General features: G+C 55.7%; 14 protein-coding genes. 7 read left to right on the top strand and 7 right to left on the bottom strand.

Features of this window, described 5'->3' with window-relative positions:
- Positions 1 to 112 precede the first annotated feature (112 nt).
- From CU100_RS14465 to CU100_RS14440, 5 genes are all read left to right on the top strand, one after another.
- Positions 113 to 1,363, top strand: a complete 1,251-nt coding sequence (locus CU100_RS14465; RefSeq protein WP_170113842.1) for an efflux RND transporter periplasmic adaptor subunit — start codon at positions 113 to 115, stop codon at positions 1,361 to 1,363.
- A complete protein-coding gene (locus CU100_RS14460; protein WP_245419036.1) occupies positions 1,360 to 4,479 on the top strand; it encodes an efflux RND transporter permease subunit in 3,120 nt (1,039 codons plus the stop codon). Before CU100_RS14465 ends, CU100_RS14460 begins: the two co-directional genes overlap by 4 nt.
- A gap of 516 nt (positions 4,480 to 4,995) precedes the next feature.
- Complete coding sequence (locus tag CU100_RS14455; RefSeq protein ID WP_106717333.1) at positions 4,996 to 5,493, top strand: DUF3455 domain-containing protein; 498 nt, start codon at positions 4,996 to 4,998, stop codon at positions 5,491 to 5,493.
- Positions 5,494 to 6,109: 616 nt separating this feature from the next.
- A complete protein-coding gene (locus tag CU100_RS14445) occupies positions 6,110 to 6,337 on the top strand; it encodes a hypothetical protein (RefSeq protein ID WP_106717331.1) in 228 nt (75 codons plus the stop codon).
- 176 nt (positions 6,338 to 6,513) lie between these two features.
- Positions 6,514 to 6,783 carry a hypothetical protein gene (locus tag CU100_RS14440; protein WP_106717330.1) on the top strand — a complete coding sequence of 90 codons (270 nt, stop codon included), beginning with the start codon at positions 6,514 to 6,516 and terminating at the stop codon, positions 6,781 to 6,783.
- A gap of 79 nt (positions 6,784 to 6,862) precedes the next feature.
- Here the strand turns inward: CU100_RS14440 and CU100_RS14435 are convergent, their stop codons facing one another.
- The 3 genes from CU100_RS14435 to CU100_RS14425 all read right to left on the bottom strand — a co-directional run bounded on the left by CU100_RS14435 (position 6,863) and on the right by CU100_RS14425 (position 10,356).
- Positions 6,863 to 8,473, bottom strand: coding sequence for a S10 family peptidase (locus tag CU100_RS14435; RefSeq protein ID WP_245419035.1), 1,611 nt, complete (start codon positions 8,471 to 8,473; stop codon positions 6,863 to 6,865).
- Positions 8,474 to 8,899: 426 nt separating this feature from the next.
- The gene (locus tag CU100_RS14430; protein ID WP_106717329.1) at positions 8,900 to 9,793 is read right to left on the bottom strand and encodes an AraC family transcriptional regulator; all 894 of its coding nucleotides are present in this window, start codon (positions 9,791 to 9,793) and stop codon (positions 8,900 to 8,902) included.
- On the bottom strand, positions 9,790 to 10,356 hold the full coding sequence (locus CU100_RS14425) for a helix-turn-helix domain-containing protein (RefSeq protein ID WP_106717328.1): 567 nt from the start codon (positions 10,354 to 10,356) through the stop codon (positions 9,790 to 9,792). The genes CU100_RS14430 and CU100_RS14425 overlap by 4 nt, the downstream gene beginning before the upstream one ends.
- A 366-nt stretch (positions 10,357 to 10,722) precedes the next feature.
- Here CU100_RS14425 and CU100_RS14420 point away from each other — a divergent pair, with 366 nt between their 5' ends.
- Positions 10,723 to 10,947, top strand: coding sequence for a helix-turn-helix domain-containing protein (locus CU100_RS14420; RefSeq protein ID WP_106717327.1), 225 nt, complete (start codon positions 10,723 to 10,725; stop codon positions 10,945 to 10,947).
- A gap of 391 nt (positions 10,948 to 11,338) precedes the next feature.
- Here CU100_RS14420 and CU100_RS14415 read toward each other — a convergent pair whose 3' ends face one another.
- A complete protein-coding gene (locus tag CU100_RS14415) occupies positions 11,339 to 12,526 on the bottom strand; it encodes an MFS transporter (protein ID WP_170113841.1) in 1,188 nt (395 codons plus the stop codon).
- 110 nt (positions 12,527 to 12,636) lie between these two features.
- The gene (locus CU100_RS14410; protein WP_245419034.1) at positions 12,637 to 13,512 is read right to left on the bottom strand and encodes an AraC family transcriptional regulator; all 876 of its coding nucleotides are present in this window, start codon (positions 13,510 to 13,512) and stop codon (positions 12,637 to 12,639) included.
- Positions 13,513 to 13,769: 257 nt separating this feature from the next.
- Here CU100_RS14410 and CU100_RS14405 point away from each other — a divergent pair, with 257 nt between their 5' ends.
- Positions 13,770 to 14,756, top strand: coding sequence for a class I SAM-dependent methyltransferase (locus tag CU100_RS14405; protein ID WP_106717324.1), 987 nt, complete (start codon positions 13,770 to 13,772; stop codon positions 14,754 to 14,756).
- A gap of 430 nt (positions 14,757 to 15,186) precedes the next feature.
- Here the strand turns inward: CU100_RS14405 and CU100_RS14395 are convergent, their stop codons facing one another.
- Both CU100_RS14395 and CU100_RS14375 read right to left on the bottom strand, forming a co-directional pair.
- Entirely contained in the window at positions 15,187 to 15,660 is a 474-nt protein-coding gene (locus tag CU100_RS14395) for a helix-turn-helix domain-containing protein (RefSeq protein WP_106717322.1), read from the bottom strand.
- A gap of 1,616 nt (positions 15,661 to 17,276) precedes the next feature.
- Entirely contained in the window at positions 17,277 to 17,906 is a 630-nt protein-coding gene (locus CU100_RS14375) for a hypothetical protein (protein ID WP_407070332.1), read from the bottom strand.
- Positions 17,907 to 18,005 lie beyond the last annotated feature (99 nt).

Raw genomic sequence — 18,005 nt, 5'->3', positions numbered from 1 at the left:
TCCCGCAGAAGGCTTCCACATTGACGACGGAGAACGCCGCAATGAATCGGACCAGTCCCATGAAGATGGAAACGCTGCAACCTCATCCTGTCGCGAACAAAGGTTGCTCCCGATGCGGGCAAAAACAAATTCCGGTCCAAAGGCTAACCTTCTGAACGGCTCGCCTCGCCTTTCATATAAGCCGTCCCGTTTTTTCACGCCCAAGAAGCTTGCTCTTCTTTCCACTGTCGCCATTGCGGCCACAATCGGCTTGTCCTTGTTTGCGTCGTCCTCGACCAGTCAGTCGCCAATTGCACCGCCCCGCAAGCCCGTGGTCCCCGTGGTGACGGCCCGTGCGTCTGCTGGCAGCGTGCCCCACCTGACCGGCTTTGTGGGTATCGTTCAGTCTTTGCAAAGCTCGCTCATCCGACCCCAGATAGACGGCGCACTTACGCAGCTCGTGTTCAACGAGGGCGACCTCGTTGCAAAGGGTCAACTTCTTGCCACCATTGACGATCGACCCTACCGGGCGGCACTGGAATCCGCGCAGGCCCAGCTGGCCCGTGACAGAGCACAGCTCAAGTCAGCCGAAAGCGATCTCGGCCGCGCAAAGGCACTGCGCCAGCAGAACACGGTTTCGCAGCAGACTGTTGACCAGCAGACAGCAGTCGTGGACCAGTTGCGCGCGACTACCGCCATCGATCAGGCCAACATTGATATGGCCGAAGTCAACCTTTCCTACACCCGGATCCATTCGCCCTTGAACGGTCGTGTTGGGCTTCGCCAGGTGGATGCCGGCAACACCGTCCGTTCATCCGATGCCAACGGCTTGGTCTCTGTCGTGCAGGTCAGCCCGATTTCGGTGGTTTTTTCAGTACCCCAACAGATCCTCGCGGAGCTCCGCGCGCATTCGCGAACCGGGGCCGGGGCCGATATCGAGGCAATCGATCGGGAAAAGCAGACCGTTATGGCGCGGGGCAAAATTGTCGCATTCGACAACCAGATAGACAGCATGACGGGCACTGCGCGGGTTCGTGCTGTCCTCGACAACAACAACGAGGAACTTTCGCCCGGCGCATTCGTGTCGGTGAAAGTGCAGACCGGAAACAGCGACAATGCAGTAGCTGTTCCGAAGATCGCCGTCAGGCCGGGACCCGGGGGCAGCTTCGTTTACCGTGTGCGTGACAAAGTCGCGGAGCGGGTCGATGTCAAGGTCGGGTACACGAATGACGATATCGCGGTTATTTCGGAGGGGATTTCCGCTGGCGACACGGTAGTTGTTGACGGTCATTCGCGGCTGAGTGCCGGCGCGCAGGTTGAAGCCACGTCACAAAACGCGGCCGCTGATGATCCTTTGGGAGCGAAGGGAGCAACCGGTTCATGAGCGCTCCCATGGAAAAACTCTCGAGCACAAGCTTCTCAGCATGGTTCATCCGCCATCCGGTGGCAACAATACTGCTAACGATTTCTGTCGTTCTGATGGGGGTGTTCGCTCTTCCAAACCTGCCTGTCGCGCCGCTCCCGGAAGCAGACTTTCCGACTATTCAGGTAACCGCGAGCTTGCCCGGCGCTAGTCCGGAAACGATGGCGTCCTCAGTTGCCACGCCCTTGGAGGTAGCCTTTACGGGCGTACCTGGCATTGTCGAAATGACCTCGACTAGCGCGCTGGGTCAGACCAACGTCACTATCCAATTCAATCTCAGCAAGAATATCGATACCGCAGCCCAGGAAGTTCAAGCAGCCATCAACAGCGTCGCGGGACGCCTTCCACAGGACCTGCCAAATCTGCCGACATGGCGCAAGGTCAACCCGACCGACGGTCCGGTCATGGTTTTGGCGGTGACGTCCCAGAGCATGCCCACAACCGAGCTCAGCGACATCGCCGACACTCAGCTGGGACGGCAGATCGGTCAGATCAGTGGCGTCGCGCAGGTCTTCATCGCCGGCCAGCAGAAGCCTGCGATGCGGATTCAGGCACAACCTGACCGCCTCGCCGCCTATGGCCTCACGCTCGCTGACATCCGCACCGCCGTGCAAAGCGCCAGCGTTAACCAGGCAAAGGGCGCTATTTTCTCCAACGACGCCGTTTTGACTATCGAAACGAACGATCAGCTTTTTACAGCAGACGAGTATAAGGGCATCGTTGTCACATGGCGGAATGGCGCCCCCGTCAGGCTGATCGACGTGGCGAACGTCATAGTCGGGCCCGAGGATGCCTATGTCGGCTCATGGCCCGACGGGCAAGCTGGGCTGGGCATTATCATCTTGCGGCAACCTGGCGCCAACATCATCGAAATCGCCGATGCGATCCAGGCCGCATTGCCGCGTCTTACCGCTGATCTACCTGCGGACGTTCAGGTGAGCGTCCTCAACGACCGTACGCGAACCATCCGCTCGTCGCTTCACGAAGTCGAACTGACGCTGGTCATCACGCTCGTTCTCGTTGTCGGGGTGATGGGGCTGTTTCTGCGGCAGGTAGCGGCCACCGCGATCGTCGCCGTCGTGCTGGGCACCTCAATCGTCGCAACGTTCGCCGTCATGTACCTTTTGGGCTTCAGTCTCAACAATCTGACGCTTGTCGCCCTGGTCATCGCTATCGGCTTTGTTGTCGATGACGCCATTGTTGTGGTTGAGAACATCCACAGGCATATGGAACTGGGCGCTGGTGCTGTTGAAGCAGCGCTGGAAGGCGCACGAGAAGTGGGTTTCACCGTCATCTCCATATCGCTTTCGCTCGTCGCCGCCTTCACACCGCTCCTGTTCATGGGAGGCATCGTCGGACGCCTGTTCCGGGAATTCTCTTTGACCGTGGCTATTTCACTGGCGATTTCCGTCGCCAGCGCGCTCACTGTCGCTCCAATGTTATGTGCGCAGTTCATGAAGGCGCCCGCTCACGCACGATCCCGGGGAAAGCCGACTCTGTCCGACCGGTTGGTGGAAGGTTACGCCCGTGCTCTCCGATTGACGCTCCGCCATAAGCGGCTGACGCTCGCTGTTTTTTTGGTCACCGTCGGCGTGACCGTTGCCGCATACATCGCGGTCCCAAAAGGTTTCTTTCCGCTTCAGGATACCGCGTTTGTAACGGGGAACACGATCGCCTCCGAAGACATTTCCTACGAGGACATGCGCGCGAAGCATCTCGTTTTGTCCAGGATCATTCAAGACGATCCAGCTGTACAGCGCTTTACCACGTCTATCGGCCGAACCGGAGGCAGCCAATCGCTTGCCAATGGAAGGTTTTGGATCGTTCTCAAGGACCGGGGCGACCGCGACGTATCTTCAGAAGGGTTTATAACACGCATCCGCTCGAAGCTCGCCGGTGTGCCTGGAATCGCGGTGCAGTTGCGTTCGGCTCAAGACATCAATTTAGGTGTGGGCGGGGGCGGCGCACAGTACAACTATGTTGTGACCTCCCCGGATCCCCATGAGCTGGCCGTATGGACGCAACGACTGACGCAGGCGATGAGTCAATCTCCGGTTTTCCGCGACGTCCGCAATGACATGCAACTGGGCGCACGGGTGCAGCGCATCACCATCGACCGCGTTGCCGCGGCCCGCTTCGGACTATCAGTCGAAGCCATCGACGACGTGCTATATGACAGTTTCGGGCAGCGTCAGATCAGCGAATATCAGACGCAGCTCAACCAATACCGGATCATCGTCGAAGTGGATCCTGCCTATTTCTCGGAAGTTTCGGCGCTCAATTCCCTTTATGTCCGTTCCGCTGTCAGTAATGCGTTGGTCCCTCTTTCCTCTGTCGCAAAGATTGAATCACAGACATCAGGACCTCTACTCATCACGCGGACGGGACAGTCTCCCGCAGCGAACATCTCCTTCAATCTGCCGGCCGGAACCTCGCTTGGAGACGCCGTGGCGGCCATTGAGCCTCTCAAAGCTGAGCTAGGCGTTCCTTCCAGCGTCACCGGAAAAACCCAAGGCACCGCCCGGGCGTTCGAAGACTCTCTTGCGACACAACCTTACCTCATACTGGCCGCCATTTTCGCCGTCTATGTCATCCTTGGGGTTCTCTATGAGAGCTTCTCCACTCCCCTCACCATTCTCTCCACTTTGCCGTCAGCCGGACTCGGGGCGATCGGCCTCCTTTGGCTTTGGGGCCTCGATTTTTCGATCATGGCGCTGATAGGCGTGGTCCTGTTGATCGGCATCGTCAAGAAAAACGGTATCCTGATGGTGGACTTTGCCCTCAATGCACAGCGCACCCGACACCTCGACAGCGAGGAAGCTATCTATGCGGCGGCGGTGACGCGTTTCAGACCAATCATCATGACCACGATTGCCGCCCTGCTTGCGGCGGTGCCTTTGATGCTGGCTTTCGGCACCGGCGCAGAATTAAGGCAGCCGCTTGGAGTAGCGGTGGTGGGCGGTCTGGTTGTGAGCCAGGCTCTCACCCTGTTCTCGACGCCGGTGATTTATATCATCCTCGACCGCCTGTTCAGCCGGCCTGGCAAAACAACGGCAATCTCGACTCAGACCGCCTGACGTCAATGAAGCATGGCAGCGAACATGCGCTGCTTCCGAAGCCCGAAACCGCGAATGGCTGTGGCGAGACCCCGGGCTGCCAGATCTGGAGAATAGCACGTGTTTGGGCAAACCATACCTACGTATACTTTCGCATCAGCCTGATTGTTTGTACCTCTACTACCGCGCCTGTCGAACACCGCCGGGCGAGGTAGTTCGCCCGGTTACCACGCTTCAGTTTCCCCCGACTGAAGCCCGGACATCCTCCCGTGTCCGCAAAAGACCGCCCGAAGCCCACCGGGCGGTCTTTCGTTCTTACACAGCGGAAGACGTCAGGAATAGAAATGAAGCTGCCACTTGCAATTACCTTTCATTCGATCCTGTTGTTCGGTGCCTTGATCTGCCGATCATGGGTTTCTTCCCAGGGACCTAAAATTCGCCGTGGCCAAGTGAGAGGTCTCACATCAAAGGCGCCGGCATGACACGCCAGCTTTGACGCAGGTATCGTATCAACGTTCACCGGATTGGAATTCCTTGATGATGTTCACTCGCTCGCTATTCACTTTTGCTGCTCTTGCGGTTTTTTCGGTTTCCGCTGCCGCTCAGGACTTTCCTGCAGACCTTGCGCCTCCGCAAGGTGCTACGCTGTTAGGCAAGTACGCCGCAAGCGGCGTCCAGATCTATGTATGCCGTGTCAAAGGGACCGCACGCGAATGGGATTTCAAGGCACCTGAGGCCGAGCTTACCGATGCACAGGGCAGGCCATTCGCCAAGCACTATGGCGGACCGACATGGGAAGCGGGCGACGGCTCCAAGGCCGTCGGCAAGGCCTTGGTAACCGAACCCGCACCGAAGCCAGGCGCAATTCCCTGGCTGCTATTGTCGGCGAATTCTTCGGCGTCGGGGGTACTGGGCGGCGTACGTTTTGTCCAACGCATCAACACTTCCGGCGGAGCCGGGCCGATCGGCACGTGTACGACGGTCGGGTCAGAGCAGCGTGCCGGTTACACGGCTGACTACATCTTCTATAAGTGAACATCCTCCCTGACACCGGCTAGCGGATGACGTCCAGTGCGGCGATGCGGCTGCGTATCGGTGTTTCGAAGCCGGAAGATCGCCAAGGGTGCCAATGGGCTTTCCACAAAGTTAACAAGGCCGGGAATATTCGGTGCGATCGGTCACATCTTGACAATCACAATGTTCTTAAAATAGCCCCAGCTGCCATGACAGGCGTGGTGCCACCGATCCTGCGCGGCGTATCGAACAGGTATACGCCGCCCATCTCCTTACAAGCCCTTACCTGACGTCGAGGATGCGCTGGAGCCAGCGGACATCAGAGACTTGACAAATGTGCGTCTCCGCACCTGGCAGGGCCGGGCGTCGCGGCGCAAACGACCTCGTTCGAGCAAGTTGGCTGAGCGGTTAGCGGGGCAGATCGAGTATACAGTCAAAGCCATTACCGAGGGAAGCGAGCACCATCAGGCGGCCGGAATTGAGGGCAGGGATATAACTGCCGTTGGACCAATGTTTGACGTGACGATACGTGAGTATAATACCAAAACAAACGAGTTCCCTCCATCTTTGTCCAAGATAAACGGCGATCCGTCGACATTTGCTGAAGTAAGCAGTCTGAATGATGAAGGGAACTGACATGTCAAACAAAACACTAGCAGGAGAGCTGTTGCCTGCGGCCGGGCAGACACAAAATCGCCTGGTGACTGTTGAAGACCTCAGGGTCAAGCTGAATAGTGCTGTAGAGATCGCATTTCTATATGGAGCGACGGATTGGGTTCGTCTCAACCATCCTTTCCAATACAAGCGGCTTCTGATGAGATTTGACGACAGCACATCTTTGGAAAACCGCCGTTATTACCACTGATCCACCTCGCGAGGCTTGGGGCGCTATCCCCAATCACTTTGACCTTTGTCACGACACAGAATCCAGGTTCCGACGCTCTAGTGAGCCTTCACGTTGGGTCCAGGTCTGGATGAAATGGGCTGCCACGACCGAAATACCCATCAAGCGCTGACAAGACTACTTCCAGGAGAGATGAAATGTCTATCAAACCATTGGTTTTCATCGCTGTGATAGGGCTGACAAGTCTGCCATTGACAGCAAACGCGGAGGGATACTTTTACCAGTATGATCCCTCTGGCGGCATTCCGTTTACGGACCGCACGCCAGACCCCCTCGATATTCACGATAACGGCGGTTATGGTGATCACAATTTCCTTGACTTCGGTCAACACAGGGAAAAAACCAGCGCAACCATAGTTGGGAAAACGTCAGCGCGACATCGCGCCAGCACATCCCGGAAAAACTAGAAACGGCGCCCACTATATTGTTCCCACGCTTCGCCGGCCAGGACCGGCGTCCCTACGCCCGCTAAGCCGCTGGCGCGGACTACTCACCTCGAAGCATGCCGGATTGACCGGTGACAAAGACCTCAGCATCAATCGTGAGCTCTTGTCGGGAGGTTGGCCTCGTATAAAACATATGGCCGCCGCGATAAAGCTTCAGATCGACACGTCCCGCTGAGAGAGACGAGGGAAGATGGTTGATGACATATTGGCTGATGCCATAGGGGGTCAGGGCATCGCTGTAGCCCTGCGCCACCAGCAAGCGGAATGATGGAATCACCGAGAGCAGATCGCGGATGTCGCCAGTGGCGCTGGCCTGTGATCGCGTACCGTTGCTCTGTCCTCGACGGTTCCAGTTCCAGCGACGGTTAACGTCGTCCGCCAGCAGTGTGTAAGTCAACTCGGTCCTGAAACCCAATTCATTGCGGGCATAGCTGGCAAACGCTGCGCCATATGCCCGCGTGAACCCTTCAAGGATGGGGTCATTGCTTTGATCGCTATCGATCTCGGGATAGGGGTCGGCAACTGCAAACGAGGCATCATAGGGACTGACAACCTTCAACTCAGCGGCCTGCGACTGTTTGATGTAGCTGTCGTCAAGAAAACCACGCGTGCGACTGACCACGTCCATTGGGATGCCAGTCATTCGTGCAACGCGCGCATAGAAACTGGTCGCGTCTGCGCCTGTCGGTTCTGCCCCGGCAAGCGTCACGAGATAGTCGGTCATCGCAAACTTTTCCGCTTCTTGCATCTCTTTCAAACTGAAGTTGTCTTTGCGCTCCAGTTCCGCCGCAGCAAGGGAAGGCAGCTGCAAGGCGGCACCGAGCGGATAACGCCGTTCCCCAAACAGAAGCTGCCCCTCGATCAATGGAGACAGCATGATAATTCCTGACACGAGAATTCCCTGGTCGGCCTTGAGCGCTGAGGCGACCTTCGCCGCCCGAAAACCGCCATAGCTCTCGCCCAGCAAAAACTTGGGCGAGGCCATTCGGTCCGTGTGATTGATGTAGAGCGCAATCGTCTTGGCGATGCTTTCTGCGTCGGGGCCGACTGCGTAGAAGTTCGTTGCCACGTTGTCGTTTACCGCGCGGCTCCAGCCGGTACCGACTGGATCAATCAACACGAGGTCCGTGAACCGTAGCCAGCTCTTCGGATTATCCACGAGGGCCGGAACGGTGCCGCCTTGTCCGTTTGGGCCAAAATCGAGAATGCGAGGTCCAACCAGTCCCAAATGCAGATAGGCCGAGGCTGCGCCGGGACCGCCGTTGAACACAAAGGTGAGCGGACGGTTGGCCGGCGCTCCGTTGACGACATAGGCGGTATAGAAAATCCTGGCGCTGACCTCGCCATTTTGCCCAAAGATACTGAGCGTGCCCGCAGTCGCCGTATAGGCAAGATCCTGGGGTTTGGTCTTCAAGATGTGGTCTGTAACAGAGTCCGCGGGTAACAGGCGAAGGATACCCGACGGTGGCGGATCTTGAGGCTGGAACGAACTCGCCTTGTCGCGATTGATGAAAGGCGAGCCTAAAGGTGGCTTTGCCGCTGGGACGCCACTGTCACTGCCAAGCTGGTGGGGGATCTCCTGTGCGGGGGCCGGCAGAGCCAGGAGTGTCATGCCGGCGGCAAGGCACAAAGCCATACGATGGAAAACCAAAGGCTTCTTTCCTTTGAGCGGACGGATATCAAAGCAAGTGTATTGAGTTTCAATCGCGGTAGAAACTCAATACATATTGATCGAGTTGGGGGCGGCATGCTGCTTCCCCGGATCGTGCAAAACATTTGCCGTGCAAGCGTCCGCTGGGTTGGACTTGCCGCAAACAGAGTCAGCACGACTCCGTCAGCGATGTTGCGAATGGGAGAGGCAATCTTACGTTCTTCAACACCCTGAGGGGTGCTCTACCGAGTCAGACTACCGCCTGCTCCAACCGGCAATCGAACCCCATATTACCGCCCGTACATTAAACGATGACAAAGGCAAGCCACCACCGAATGGTCAATAATTTACCCCCAAGATCTTGGTCAAAGCATAGCGCGCAAACCTGAGTTGCATGCCGGCGCCTACCAGTACCAGCATAGGAAATCATTGTGCTTTACAGGGCCAGGTGGCGCGATAGGCCAAGGGGGTCGTTCCCACTTCCCGCCGAAAGGCATTGGAAAAATGGCTTGAACTGGAAAAACCGCAGGACAAGGCGATATCGGTAACAGGCATGGAGGAATGGCGCAGATAGTCCTTGGCCCGCTCGATCCTGCGCCGGATGATGTAAGCATAGGGCGGACAGCCAAGCGTTTGCCTGAATGCCCGGCAAAAGTGGGGAACGCTCAGATCGGCAAGGATGGCCAGCTGTAGAAGCGACAAGTCCCCGGCAAGGTCATCGTCAATTTTCTCAATCACACGGTTAAGGTTCGCCGGGGCGAGCCCGCCCTTGCGGACGGAGGCTGGAGATTTTTGCCGGCGCATCAGCTGGGCGAAAATTGTGGCCGTATAGCTCTCGACAAGCAGGGCGCTGAGAGGATTGCGCTCACGCATCTCTGCTCCTATGCCGCGAGCCGCGTTGAGAATGATGGGATCCTCAAAGCCGAGATCCGGCGCCAGTGACGCCAGCGCGCCGGACTGCACTCCGGCAAGAAGCTCCACCACGTGCGCCGGTTGCACAAGAATTGACAGATAGGCAGCTGTCGAGGCGCCAGCTTCCCACCCCTGCCAGTTGCATCCGGCAGGAACAAACAGGATTGCGCCGGGCTTGCGGCGTACAAACGCGGCATTCCTGCCATCTATGAAATATTGGCCGCGCTCCGAATTGCCCTGCACATTGAGAAGGACAAGGTGCCGGCTGGATGTGATCGCCGTCTCTTCTTTGGCAAGCCCGGTACGCCGGACGAGATCGGCCTCCACGCGGTGCCATGATCTCTGCTGATGGGAAGTTGTGCGGCAGTCGCCGACCTTGAAGGAATGTTGCGGCGCGCAGATCGTCATGCCCGCTCCCGATCCTCATCATCGGATGTAGAACCTGTCCGCCCTGGTGCTCCGCCGCAGCCGTTTTCTGTCTCCCGTAGCTGACATGCCATGGTGCCGTTCAGAGCCGCCAACTCCTCGCCCAAAGCGGCGATGAATGAGGATATGCGGCGGCGTGTGCGGGGAGGCAGCCGCATCACCCCTTCGATCAGCCGGCGCCCCTCGCTGCTTGCTATGAACGTGATCCGCTCGTCGAGGGGGAGCGGGGCCACCTCGCCCTGCGCCCTTGCATTGCCCGGCAGCCCTTCGAAGAAACGCCCGACGGGCACGCTGAGGAATGTCGCGATTTCAAACAGCATGGACGCACTGATGCGGTTCTTGCCGTTCTCGTATTTTTGCAGTTGCTGCGGGCTGACCCCGACAGCGCGGGCAAGCTCGGCCTGCGTGACGTCGCAATGGATGCGCACGCCGGCAACCTGACGCCCGACATAAAGATCAGCAGCATGCGGTACCTCGCTCGCGGCCGCTTGCGGGTAACCCGGGTGCGGCCGCCTTTGCGCCAACTGGATCTTCCGGTTCTGCATCTGTCACTCCCCGTAAAGTAAGTTTCTCGCGGTACGCTCCTGCGAGAGGACTCACTCGACTTTCGAAGGATCAGCGGGTCCCAAGAACAACGGCGATTGGCGCCGGGGACGCTGGATCCGGCCGATCGGTTCCTATCAACTGCAGTCACGCCCCTTCTTCGCAACGTTGGGCGTAAGATTGGCGCCGCTTCATGTTCTCTAGTGGCCAAGTAGTGTTGGAGCCGAAGCATCATGAAGAAGGCCGCCATAGACAATTTCTGAAGGGGGAAAATTTGGATGTCGTGCGTCATACGAATCTGTCGCGAAGGATCATAATACATATTATAGTTGATAACACTATAGTGTGTAATTTGCCACCCTTTTTGCATGGATATGCGCAAATTGGTTGGCCAAAACTTTTCACGTCTGCGGAGAGAAAAGGGGCTCACCCAAGAAGAAATCGAAGAGCGTTCAGGCTTCAGCCAACAATATCTCAGCGGCCTTGAAAGAGGGCGGCGGAATCCTACGGTCATTACAATATATGAACTTGCGCAGGCGCTTGGAGTTGATTATTTGGAATTGTTGTTGCCGACCACCACGCGAAACAAATAACTGAAGCTCAATACTACAATTCACATGAGTAGGGGTGGCTGGCCAAGGTTATTAGGTTCTTGGCCATTGAAGGTAATTATTTCTTGGAATCGAGTTAATATGGGACTTGGTGTTGACTATATGGCTCATGCGATCGCCGCATGCCACTCTTGACAGGTGACGTAGATCGTTGCCGCTCTCTGCTGCACGCTAGGAACTAGAGAAACTGACCATCCCTTCGAATCGACTAGCATTGTAGCTACGACGGTCGAACCTCGTGGTCCCCTCGCAACCCGAGATTCTAACAAGCATCGGCGCTCTTGGCGGCGTGCGAACCACTGAGGAGGCGCCGGTTGGCAAACCGAACTACCTGCTTAATTGTTCCAACGCCTCGTAAGCCATCAGTAGCCGTTCAACCCTTCTGGTAGCAATTGATGCGAAGAACGGTCAGGGCGATTGCACTTACAGCGAGAATTCCGGCGAACACCAGAAATATTGTAGAGGGGCTCATCTCATCCGAAAATACTGCTCCAATGCCCAAAAGGATCAAACCTAGAAACATTCCGGTGCAGTGCAACGCACCCTTTGCCCTGCCCAATGTCAGTCTCGGAACGCTCGATTGAAGCGTGACCTCAGCGCTAACCCTGCCTAAATTGTAAAGTATGCCCAGTGCAGCGAACGCGAGGAGCGCCCAGGGCAGATCCAATATTTTCAGAGCTGCAAACGACAAGGCGGAAAGAGCGAGGACAATTAATTGCAAATTCGGAATGTCAATGGCCCGCACCAGCGAGATAAGAAGTATGGCACCTAGGATGGAACCAGCGGACCAAGCGCTCTCAAGCTGCCCAAAATCTAGTGCGCTGCCTCCAAGTTCTTCAAATACGAAGCTCGGACCAATGGCACTTATCAACAATCCGCCGAGGTACAGAAGTGCATAGATGGCACCGAGTCGGAGCAAATGCTTGTCGATAAGCAATTGCGATCGGGTTGTTTCTGGTTCATCTTGAGAGGAGATCGGTTCTCGCCGTACGAGACACATGCAGCATACAGAAATCGCAAAAGCTGTTGCTATTGCGGAGAACGTAAACGTCGGGGTGCAAACGTGGAGTAGGACACCAGTGAGAGTTGCTGCCACCAAACTTCCTGATTGCGTCAAAAAGCACGCAATGCAATTTGCTGTCGCGAGCGGAAAACCAGCGCCAACGGATGGTATCATTGACTGAGACGCTGTGAGCGCGATCCGATCGCAAGCTGCGAACGGAATTGTCGACAACCAGATGGCCCAATGCAAATCCACGGTAATTATGACTGCCCCCATAACCAGCGCGGTTAAAATGCGGACGAAGTCGGCTATCAAATAGAGAGAGCGTCGATCGTAGCGATCAGACATCCATCCTGCGAGTGGACTCGCGAGCAGTTCTGCCATGCTTAAGGATCCGAAAAACACGGCCACGGCTGATACGCCGTGTCCCGAAACAACGAGAATCCAGGCACAGGCAAAGTTGTAGGAGTTCCGCCCGATGGCCGACGCAAACGTGCTCGCGAGGAACCAGTTGAACGACCGCGCTTCATAATCTGCGACGGAACAGAAACGTGGCATTGGTAGCTTTCGAGTTGGTTGTGCAATCATCGTTGGGAATTTATGATGGGCGCGCTTTCAGATTCATGCCGTGCTTTAGAAACTGTGCCAAAATATCCCTGGCACATGTATCAGCAGCGCCACCCTTTTCGGAACTGCGACGGAGCGGCGCCAAAGGCTTGTTTAAAGGCAATGGTAAAATGACTTGAACTAGAAAACCCGCATTCCAGTGCAATCTCGGTCGCCGAAAGATCGGTGGCACGAAGAAGATTGACCGCAAATTTCAACTGATGCCTTAACACATATGAATGAGGTGTTTTGCCTGTAGATTGTTTGAACGCGCGAAAGAAATGACGTCGACTTACGCCACTTTCGCGAATGAGTTCATCAACGCTAGGAGGGTTCGCCGGTCGGCTCTCGATCATGGCGTTGATACGCTTAAGATTATGCGGTGACAGTCCGCCTTTAACTGGCTCCAGGCCGACGCCATTAAGTCTGAGCAACTGCACGAACAGCTGAACGGCCTGGCTCTTAGCCATACTAACACTGATTGGATCGGGGTTGTTGAGCTCGGTCGCGATCCGTTGAAGCGAGTATTCGATCATAACGTCTCTAAATCCGATGGCGGGCTTTAAACCCACCAGGTGTCGAGAATCGATGCATTGGTTAATGAATGTGGTGTCGATTGATACGAAGAGATACGATCCGATGGCGTCTCCCTCATCCCATCCTGTCCATTCACGGTGAGCAGGTACGAAAACAATGGAGCCCGGTCGGCGCGGCGTAAACCCAATCGAACGCCCTTCGACGAAATCCTCCCCAAAGCGTGCGCCACCCTTCAGGTTAATCAGAAACGAATGCTGGTCACGGGCAATATGCGTCTCCTGGCGTGCTAACCCGGTTCTCTTAACGATCTGGGCGCGCACCATGCCCCAATCGATAAAGTGGTGGACCAGAGTTTGATGAACCGAGCGGCGGACCTCGTCCGGTCGAGATTGAGATGTCAAAGAGGCGATCCCTCCAAAGAACTAATCACAACGAATTATAGATTCATCTCAGGTTGTCAAACAATCTGGCAGTAACCCCAAGTTGGCGAAGTTGGCACTTTCATGAAAAAACGGCATGGCGGTGAAAGCGCGTTATCGAGCAGACGCCTACAAATTATTGGCGAAGCGCTAGCGGCAGATCGGCACCAGATTGCGGAATACCATCTTGCAGTCCGGCGGCGTCTCACCTTGGCGTGCAATGATGGAGGTGTACCCCGATGCAAGCTTGTACGGACTTTATCGCAGAATGCGACGGCGGCCCGCGTTTGAACCAACTCGCCGGCTTCTTTGCGGAGACCGCGGCCGGCAAGGGTGGGATGCCACTTCGCAAACCCGCCGTCGATACGCGGCTTTTGCCATATGACGCCCTCCTTCATAGGTTTGTCGAATTGCATTCACGCCGCCAAGGTTTCTTCGACCAACACTATCACAGTAGCATTCCGTACCGCCTGGAGGAGGAATGCCGCATGGCGCATGCACTCCTGCGATACAGCCAATTGAACACGAATGACGTGTTGCTTTACAGTCTTGGCACCGCCGAAGGCACAATGGCTCGCACTCTATCCGAAATGAGCCGGGGGGGCATCCGATCCTTGTCTTGCAGCCCCAACGAAGAGAACTACAAGTGTTTCATGGCTTTTGGAGAGCCCACTCACGCCAGCTTTTTCCTGGGTCCCTTTCATCGGTTAACCAAGGAACACCTCCGTTCCGACAAAAAGCTTGAACCGTTTTCTGAAGGATTCGACTTCATCTTGGAAGACACGACATTTCAGATGTACTCACCCAACCGGAAGAAGCAGATCGAGTTTATCGCTCAACATCTCAAAGTTGACGGCATTCTTTTATTGCTGGAGAAGTTCCGGGCCGTTGATCCCGGAGACTACCAAAGCCGTGAATCTCAAAAGAACTTTGGCTTCAAGACGCATTACTTCGACTCCAAAGAGATAGCTAGGAAGACGAAACTCGTGCTCACAACAATGCACGACTGCCAAGTTACCTTGGCAGAAATGGCGAGCGCCATATACGCGCAATTTGACCACTGCATCGTCACATGGAACAGCGGAAACTTCTATGGACTGGCGGCCAGTAACAGCAGGGAGAATCTTCGGCGTTATCTGTCATCAATGGTCTATCCTGCGATACCTGTTGAATACGTCTATGAGCCGGAGCCTTACACCGACCTTGCGCGGTGGGTGAGTACCTGATGATCAATCCCTTAATTTGCCCTATCCACGATTCTGATCATTAGCGGTCACACGCTTGAGGGAAACAAGCATGCACACGATATCCCGAAACGCACCAGCAGGAATATCAGCAAACTGCATGGATCAGGAGCTTTGGGCGATTTTGGATCGGCATGCTCGTCTATCAACATCTATCCAGGCGCTTCAAACGAAAGTGCCCTCAACACACGAGAGCAGGCATATCCTCGCCATAAAAATCCTTGAAGAACAAATCCTCCGCAAGCAACTGATTGACATCCGCCCGTCTACAAACCACGGAGCCCAATCCAAATTGATATATCTCAGTCTAATGCTGGCGAAAACCCGGACCTCCTTGAGTGAAAGTTCCTTTGCGCGAGTCATGAGATCGGTAGAACGTTTTCTTTAACTGCAACGCTGCGAACCGCCTAGCTTAAGTCTCACCCGCCTTTGCCTGGAGAATTGCAACAGTCTCAAGCAGCGTTGTGACGGACGCCATTGTTTCTGCAGGAAGATCCTCCAGCAATTTCATTATCCGGAATCTGCTTTCAGCTTCCATTTCCGACTTCCCCCACAAGTGAGGTGCCGTGGTGAACAGCATGGAAAGTGGTGATGCGCCGAGGACTTCGCTGAGATGGATCAGTCGGCTGACGGTCATTTTAGATGAGTTTCGTTCATAGCGTCCGTATACCTGCTCGCTAAGTCCGACGAGTATCGCTATATCCGCCCTGCTAAGACCTTGTTTTTGACGACAGCTCCGCAGTGCTTCGCCGAGCCTATCATCCAATTCTCCGAATGTCGCTATACCGTCGAAACCTGGTCTTCTGTAGACCGGTTTTTCATTGTCGGGATCAGTGGTTTGCACCAGTCCCAATTCCGCGATGTGCTCTTTCAAAACCTTACTCATTTCCCCCAATCACCAAAACGTTGCGCTGATGTCATACATCACGAAGGTGCCCAAACGCTATGCGTTTCATTCAAATAGGCGCTTATCGATCGTGGTAGCGGATACGTTTGGCGTTGGGCTCATCCTTCATTTTCGTAAGTTGAACCAGAACCGGGTGAGTTGACCTGAGACGTCCTCCTTTAGATCGAAATAATAGGGATCACGTCGCAATGGCCTCTGCATGAATTCAGTGATTGCACAGGAACGACCCGCTGAGAAGACCCGCATCACACCGTCGTCGGAGGCCACCGTTCGATTGCCTGAGTTCCGCAACGAATGATCGCGGGGGCGGCACGTCGTCTGGCGGCGCATGCACTGGGGCAGTTTCGCGGAGGCTTCGTGGCGGACACTGTCACCGGCAACCGGCGTCCAGCCTTCCGGGCACTCTGCGTATCGTTCATATCCTGGCTTTCCGGTGCCGGCTCCCTGGCAGATCGGCCACGAAAACCCCGGCCTCTTCATAGCCGTGATCAGTTTCTCCATCGGTGGGCGGCAGCTCGCGACATCCTGCCAAGACGGGTTAGAAGACGCAGCGCACAAAAGAATCTCACAACCCCAATCGCTGGCTTGCAAGACCGAGGTCAAGCACAGGGCAAATGGAACTGTGAGTATTGATGCACGGATGATTTTCACGGAAAGGTTCCCCCAGTCTGTTGTTCAAAAGCCTACCGGTCTCGGCGGCTCGGCTGACGGCGTGCATCGGCGAACGGAGGCGTGATCTCGCTTTGGCGCTCGGAAGCAGATTGATGTCGGCGAATGGTTTGCGTCCGAGCGTCCTGTCCACTGCCTTTTGACGCCACTCCGTCATATCGAGGGCATACGTTGCCCACATCCCATAACGCGCGCGGACTGCACGCTGCTGCGTTGCGAAATAGCGAGGGTTGCTTGGAAAAGCTGAGGTCAATCGCCCCAAACCAACCCGCAGCATTTCATGGGCGAGATCGATGTCACCGGCATGACAAATTCCGCTAAGGTCATTGGGGCCGGAAACGCTCACGATTCTACAGGTAACCGCACGGCTACCAATGCTCCGCTTTAACCAAGCTTTGGCAAAAGCTCCGCAAGGCACCGGGGATAGAAACCTTTCATCGTCGTTTGGCTCCGGATCAAAGGCCCATTGCGGCAGTTCGCAACTGTCGATTTGGTTCAGTCTTACGAGAATCCGCCGGTTGGCGAACCACAATGTTCGTCCGTCTACGACTGCGACGCGGCCAGTAACTTTGTTAAGGCCGACGGTTTGAATCTGGGCTAAGCCAATCGGCAAGTCAGCTGCTCTGCCGTAGCCCGATCCAAAGATCAAAGCCAGTACAAGTGCGAGGGGCAAGATCATTGGACGCTCCATGAATCGGTTGTCACCCTGCTGAGGTGCATCGCTCTGTGCTGGACGCCTTTGAATTTGCCGGACTCCTGCTCCGTAATAGCATCAGGCGTATGCACCGCGAGAAAATTGGGGCGCAAGCTGGAGAAACCGGGCTGTGCGCCTGCCAAACGCAGCCAAGGCCGCGGCGGTCCACAGGAGGATTCCGGCAACGATCCCGAAGGAATTGGCAGGTGCTGAACAATGATGAATGGACTCATCATTGGCCTCGCATCCTTGGGTCCCCCCACATGCCAAAGCCACCGCGCCCAATTTTTTCCGCTTCCGCAAGATCGGGCCGCATCAGAGCGCCATCCGGTTTTTTTGCGAGGCGGAGCGCACCCACCGAAACGAGTTGTTCTTCGAGATTGTCGACGGTGTCGAGTGACCCTGGATAGTAGTAGTACCCGAAACAGGTCACATCTTGCCGTGAGGCGTCCCGCTCCGTCAGGAAGGCACGACAAAACAGGACTTTTGCTTCCCTAACCAGGACTTCAAGCTGTTGCCGGGCAAAATCGGCGCATGTGCCGGTAAAACCCTCTTTGAGGTTGGCCATCTCGCCGCTACAGATTTCGAGCCCGTAAAGATGAAGCCTCGTATTCTGGTTTATTTCGATGTCAACAGGCGACACGGCCACGAAACCCACAGGTGAGGCAAACCCCATGCGGTCGACCACCTTCCCGGCTGGATCGTAATACTCCACCACGGCAACTTTCTTTCCTGGGGCCGCCAGTGATTTTACGTAGGCGCGGTCGATCTCACCACCTGCCCATGTCTGACCTGCAAGCACGCAAACCGCCAAAGCCGCCGTCAGCTTCAAATAGATGATCTTTACCGTTCTTGTTCCCATGTTTTTATCTCTTGGCACAATTTTCTGCTTTTCAATCTGATTTTTCACGTGTAGGAATGAACATGTTCGGTAATCACATTAGAGCATGAAAATAGGTTC

Source organism: Phyllobacterium endophyticum, assembly GCF_003010935.1.
Taxonomy (GTDB): domain Bacteria; phylum Pseudomonadota; class Alphaproteobacteria; order Rhizobiales; family Rhizobiaceae; genus Phyllobacterium; species Phyllobacterium endophyticum.
The sequence above is the reverse complement of the archived record's forward strand: the minus strand, read 5'-3'. Positions and strand labels throughout refer to the sequence as shown.

Coding starts and splice junctions, on each gene's coding strand:
- CU100_RS14465 (WP_170113842.1), top strand. CDS start 113: ATGCGGGCAAAAACAAATTCCGGTCCAAAGGCTAACCTTCTGAACGGC.
- CU100_RS14460 (WP_245419036.1), top strand. CDS start 1,360: ATGAGCGCTCCCATGGAAAAACTCTCGAGCACAAGCTTCTCAGCATGG.
- CU100_RS14455 (WP_106717333.1), top strand. CDS start 4,996: ATGATGTTCACTCGCTCGCTATTCACTTTTGCTGCTCTTGCGGTTTTT.
- CU100_RS14445 (WP_106717331.1), top strand. CDS start 6,110: ATGTCAAACAAAACACTAGCAGGAGAGCTGTTGCCTGCGGCCGGGCAG.
- CU100_RS14440 (WP_106717330.1), top strand. CDS start 6,514: ATGTCTATCAAACCATTGGTTTTCATCGCTGTGATAGGGCTGACAAGT.
- CU100_RS14430 (WP_106717329.1), bottom strand. CDS start 9,793: ATGACGATCTGCGCGCCGCAACATTCCTTCAAGGTCGGCGACTGCCGC.
- CU100_RS14425 (WP_106717328.1), bottom strand. CDS start 10,356: ATGCAGAACCGGAAGATCCAGTTGGCGCAAAGGCGGCCGCACCCGGGT.
- CU100_RS14420 (WP_106717327.1), top strand. CDS start 10,723: ATGGATATGCGCAAATTGGTTGGCCAAAACTTTTCACGTCTGCGGAGA.
- CU100_RS14415 (WP_170113841.1), bottom strand. CDS start 12,526: ATGCCACGTTTCTGTTCCGTCGCAGATTATGAAGCGCGGTCGTTCAAC.
- CU100_RS14405 (WP_106717324.1), top strand. CDS start 13,770: ATGCAAGCTTGTACGGACTTTATCGCAGAATGCGACGGCGGCCCGCGT.
- CU100_RS14395 (WP_106717322.1), bottom strand. CDS start 15,660: ATGAGTAAGGTTTTGAAAGAGCACATCGCGGAATTGGGACTGGTGCAA.
- CU100_RS14375 (WP_407070332.1), bottom strand. CDS start 17,906: ATGGGAACAAGAACGGTAAAGATCATCTATTTGAAGCTGACGGCGGCT.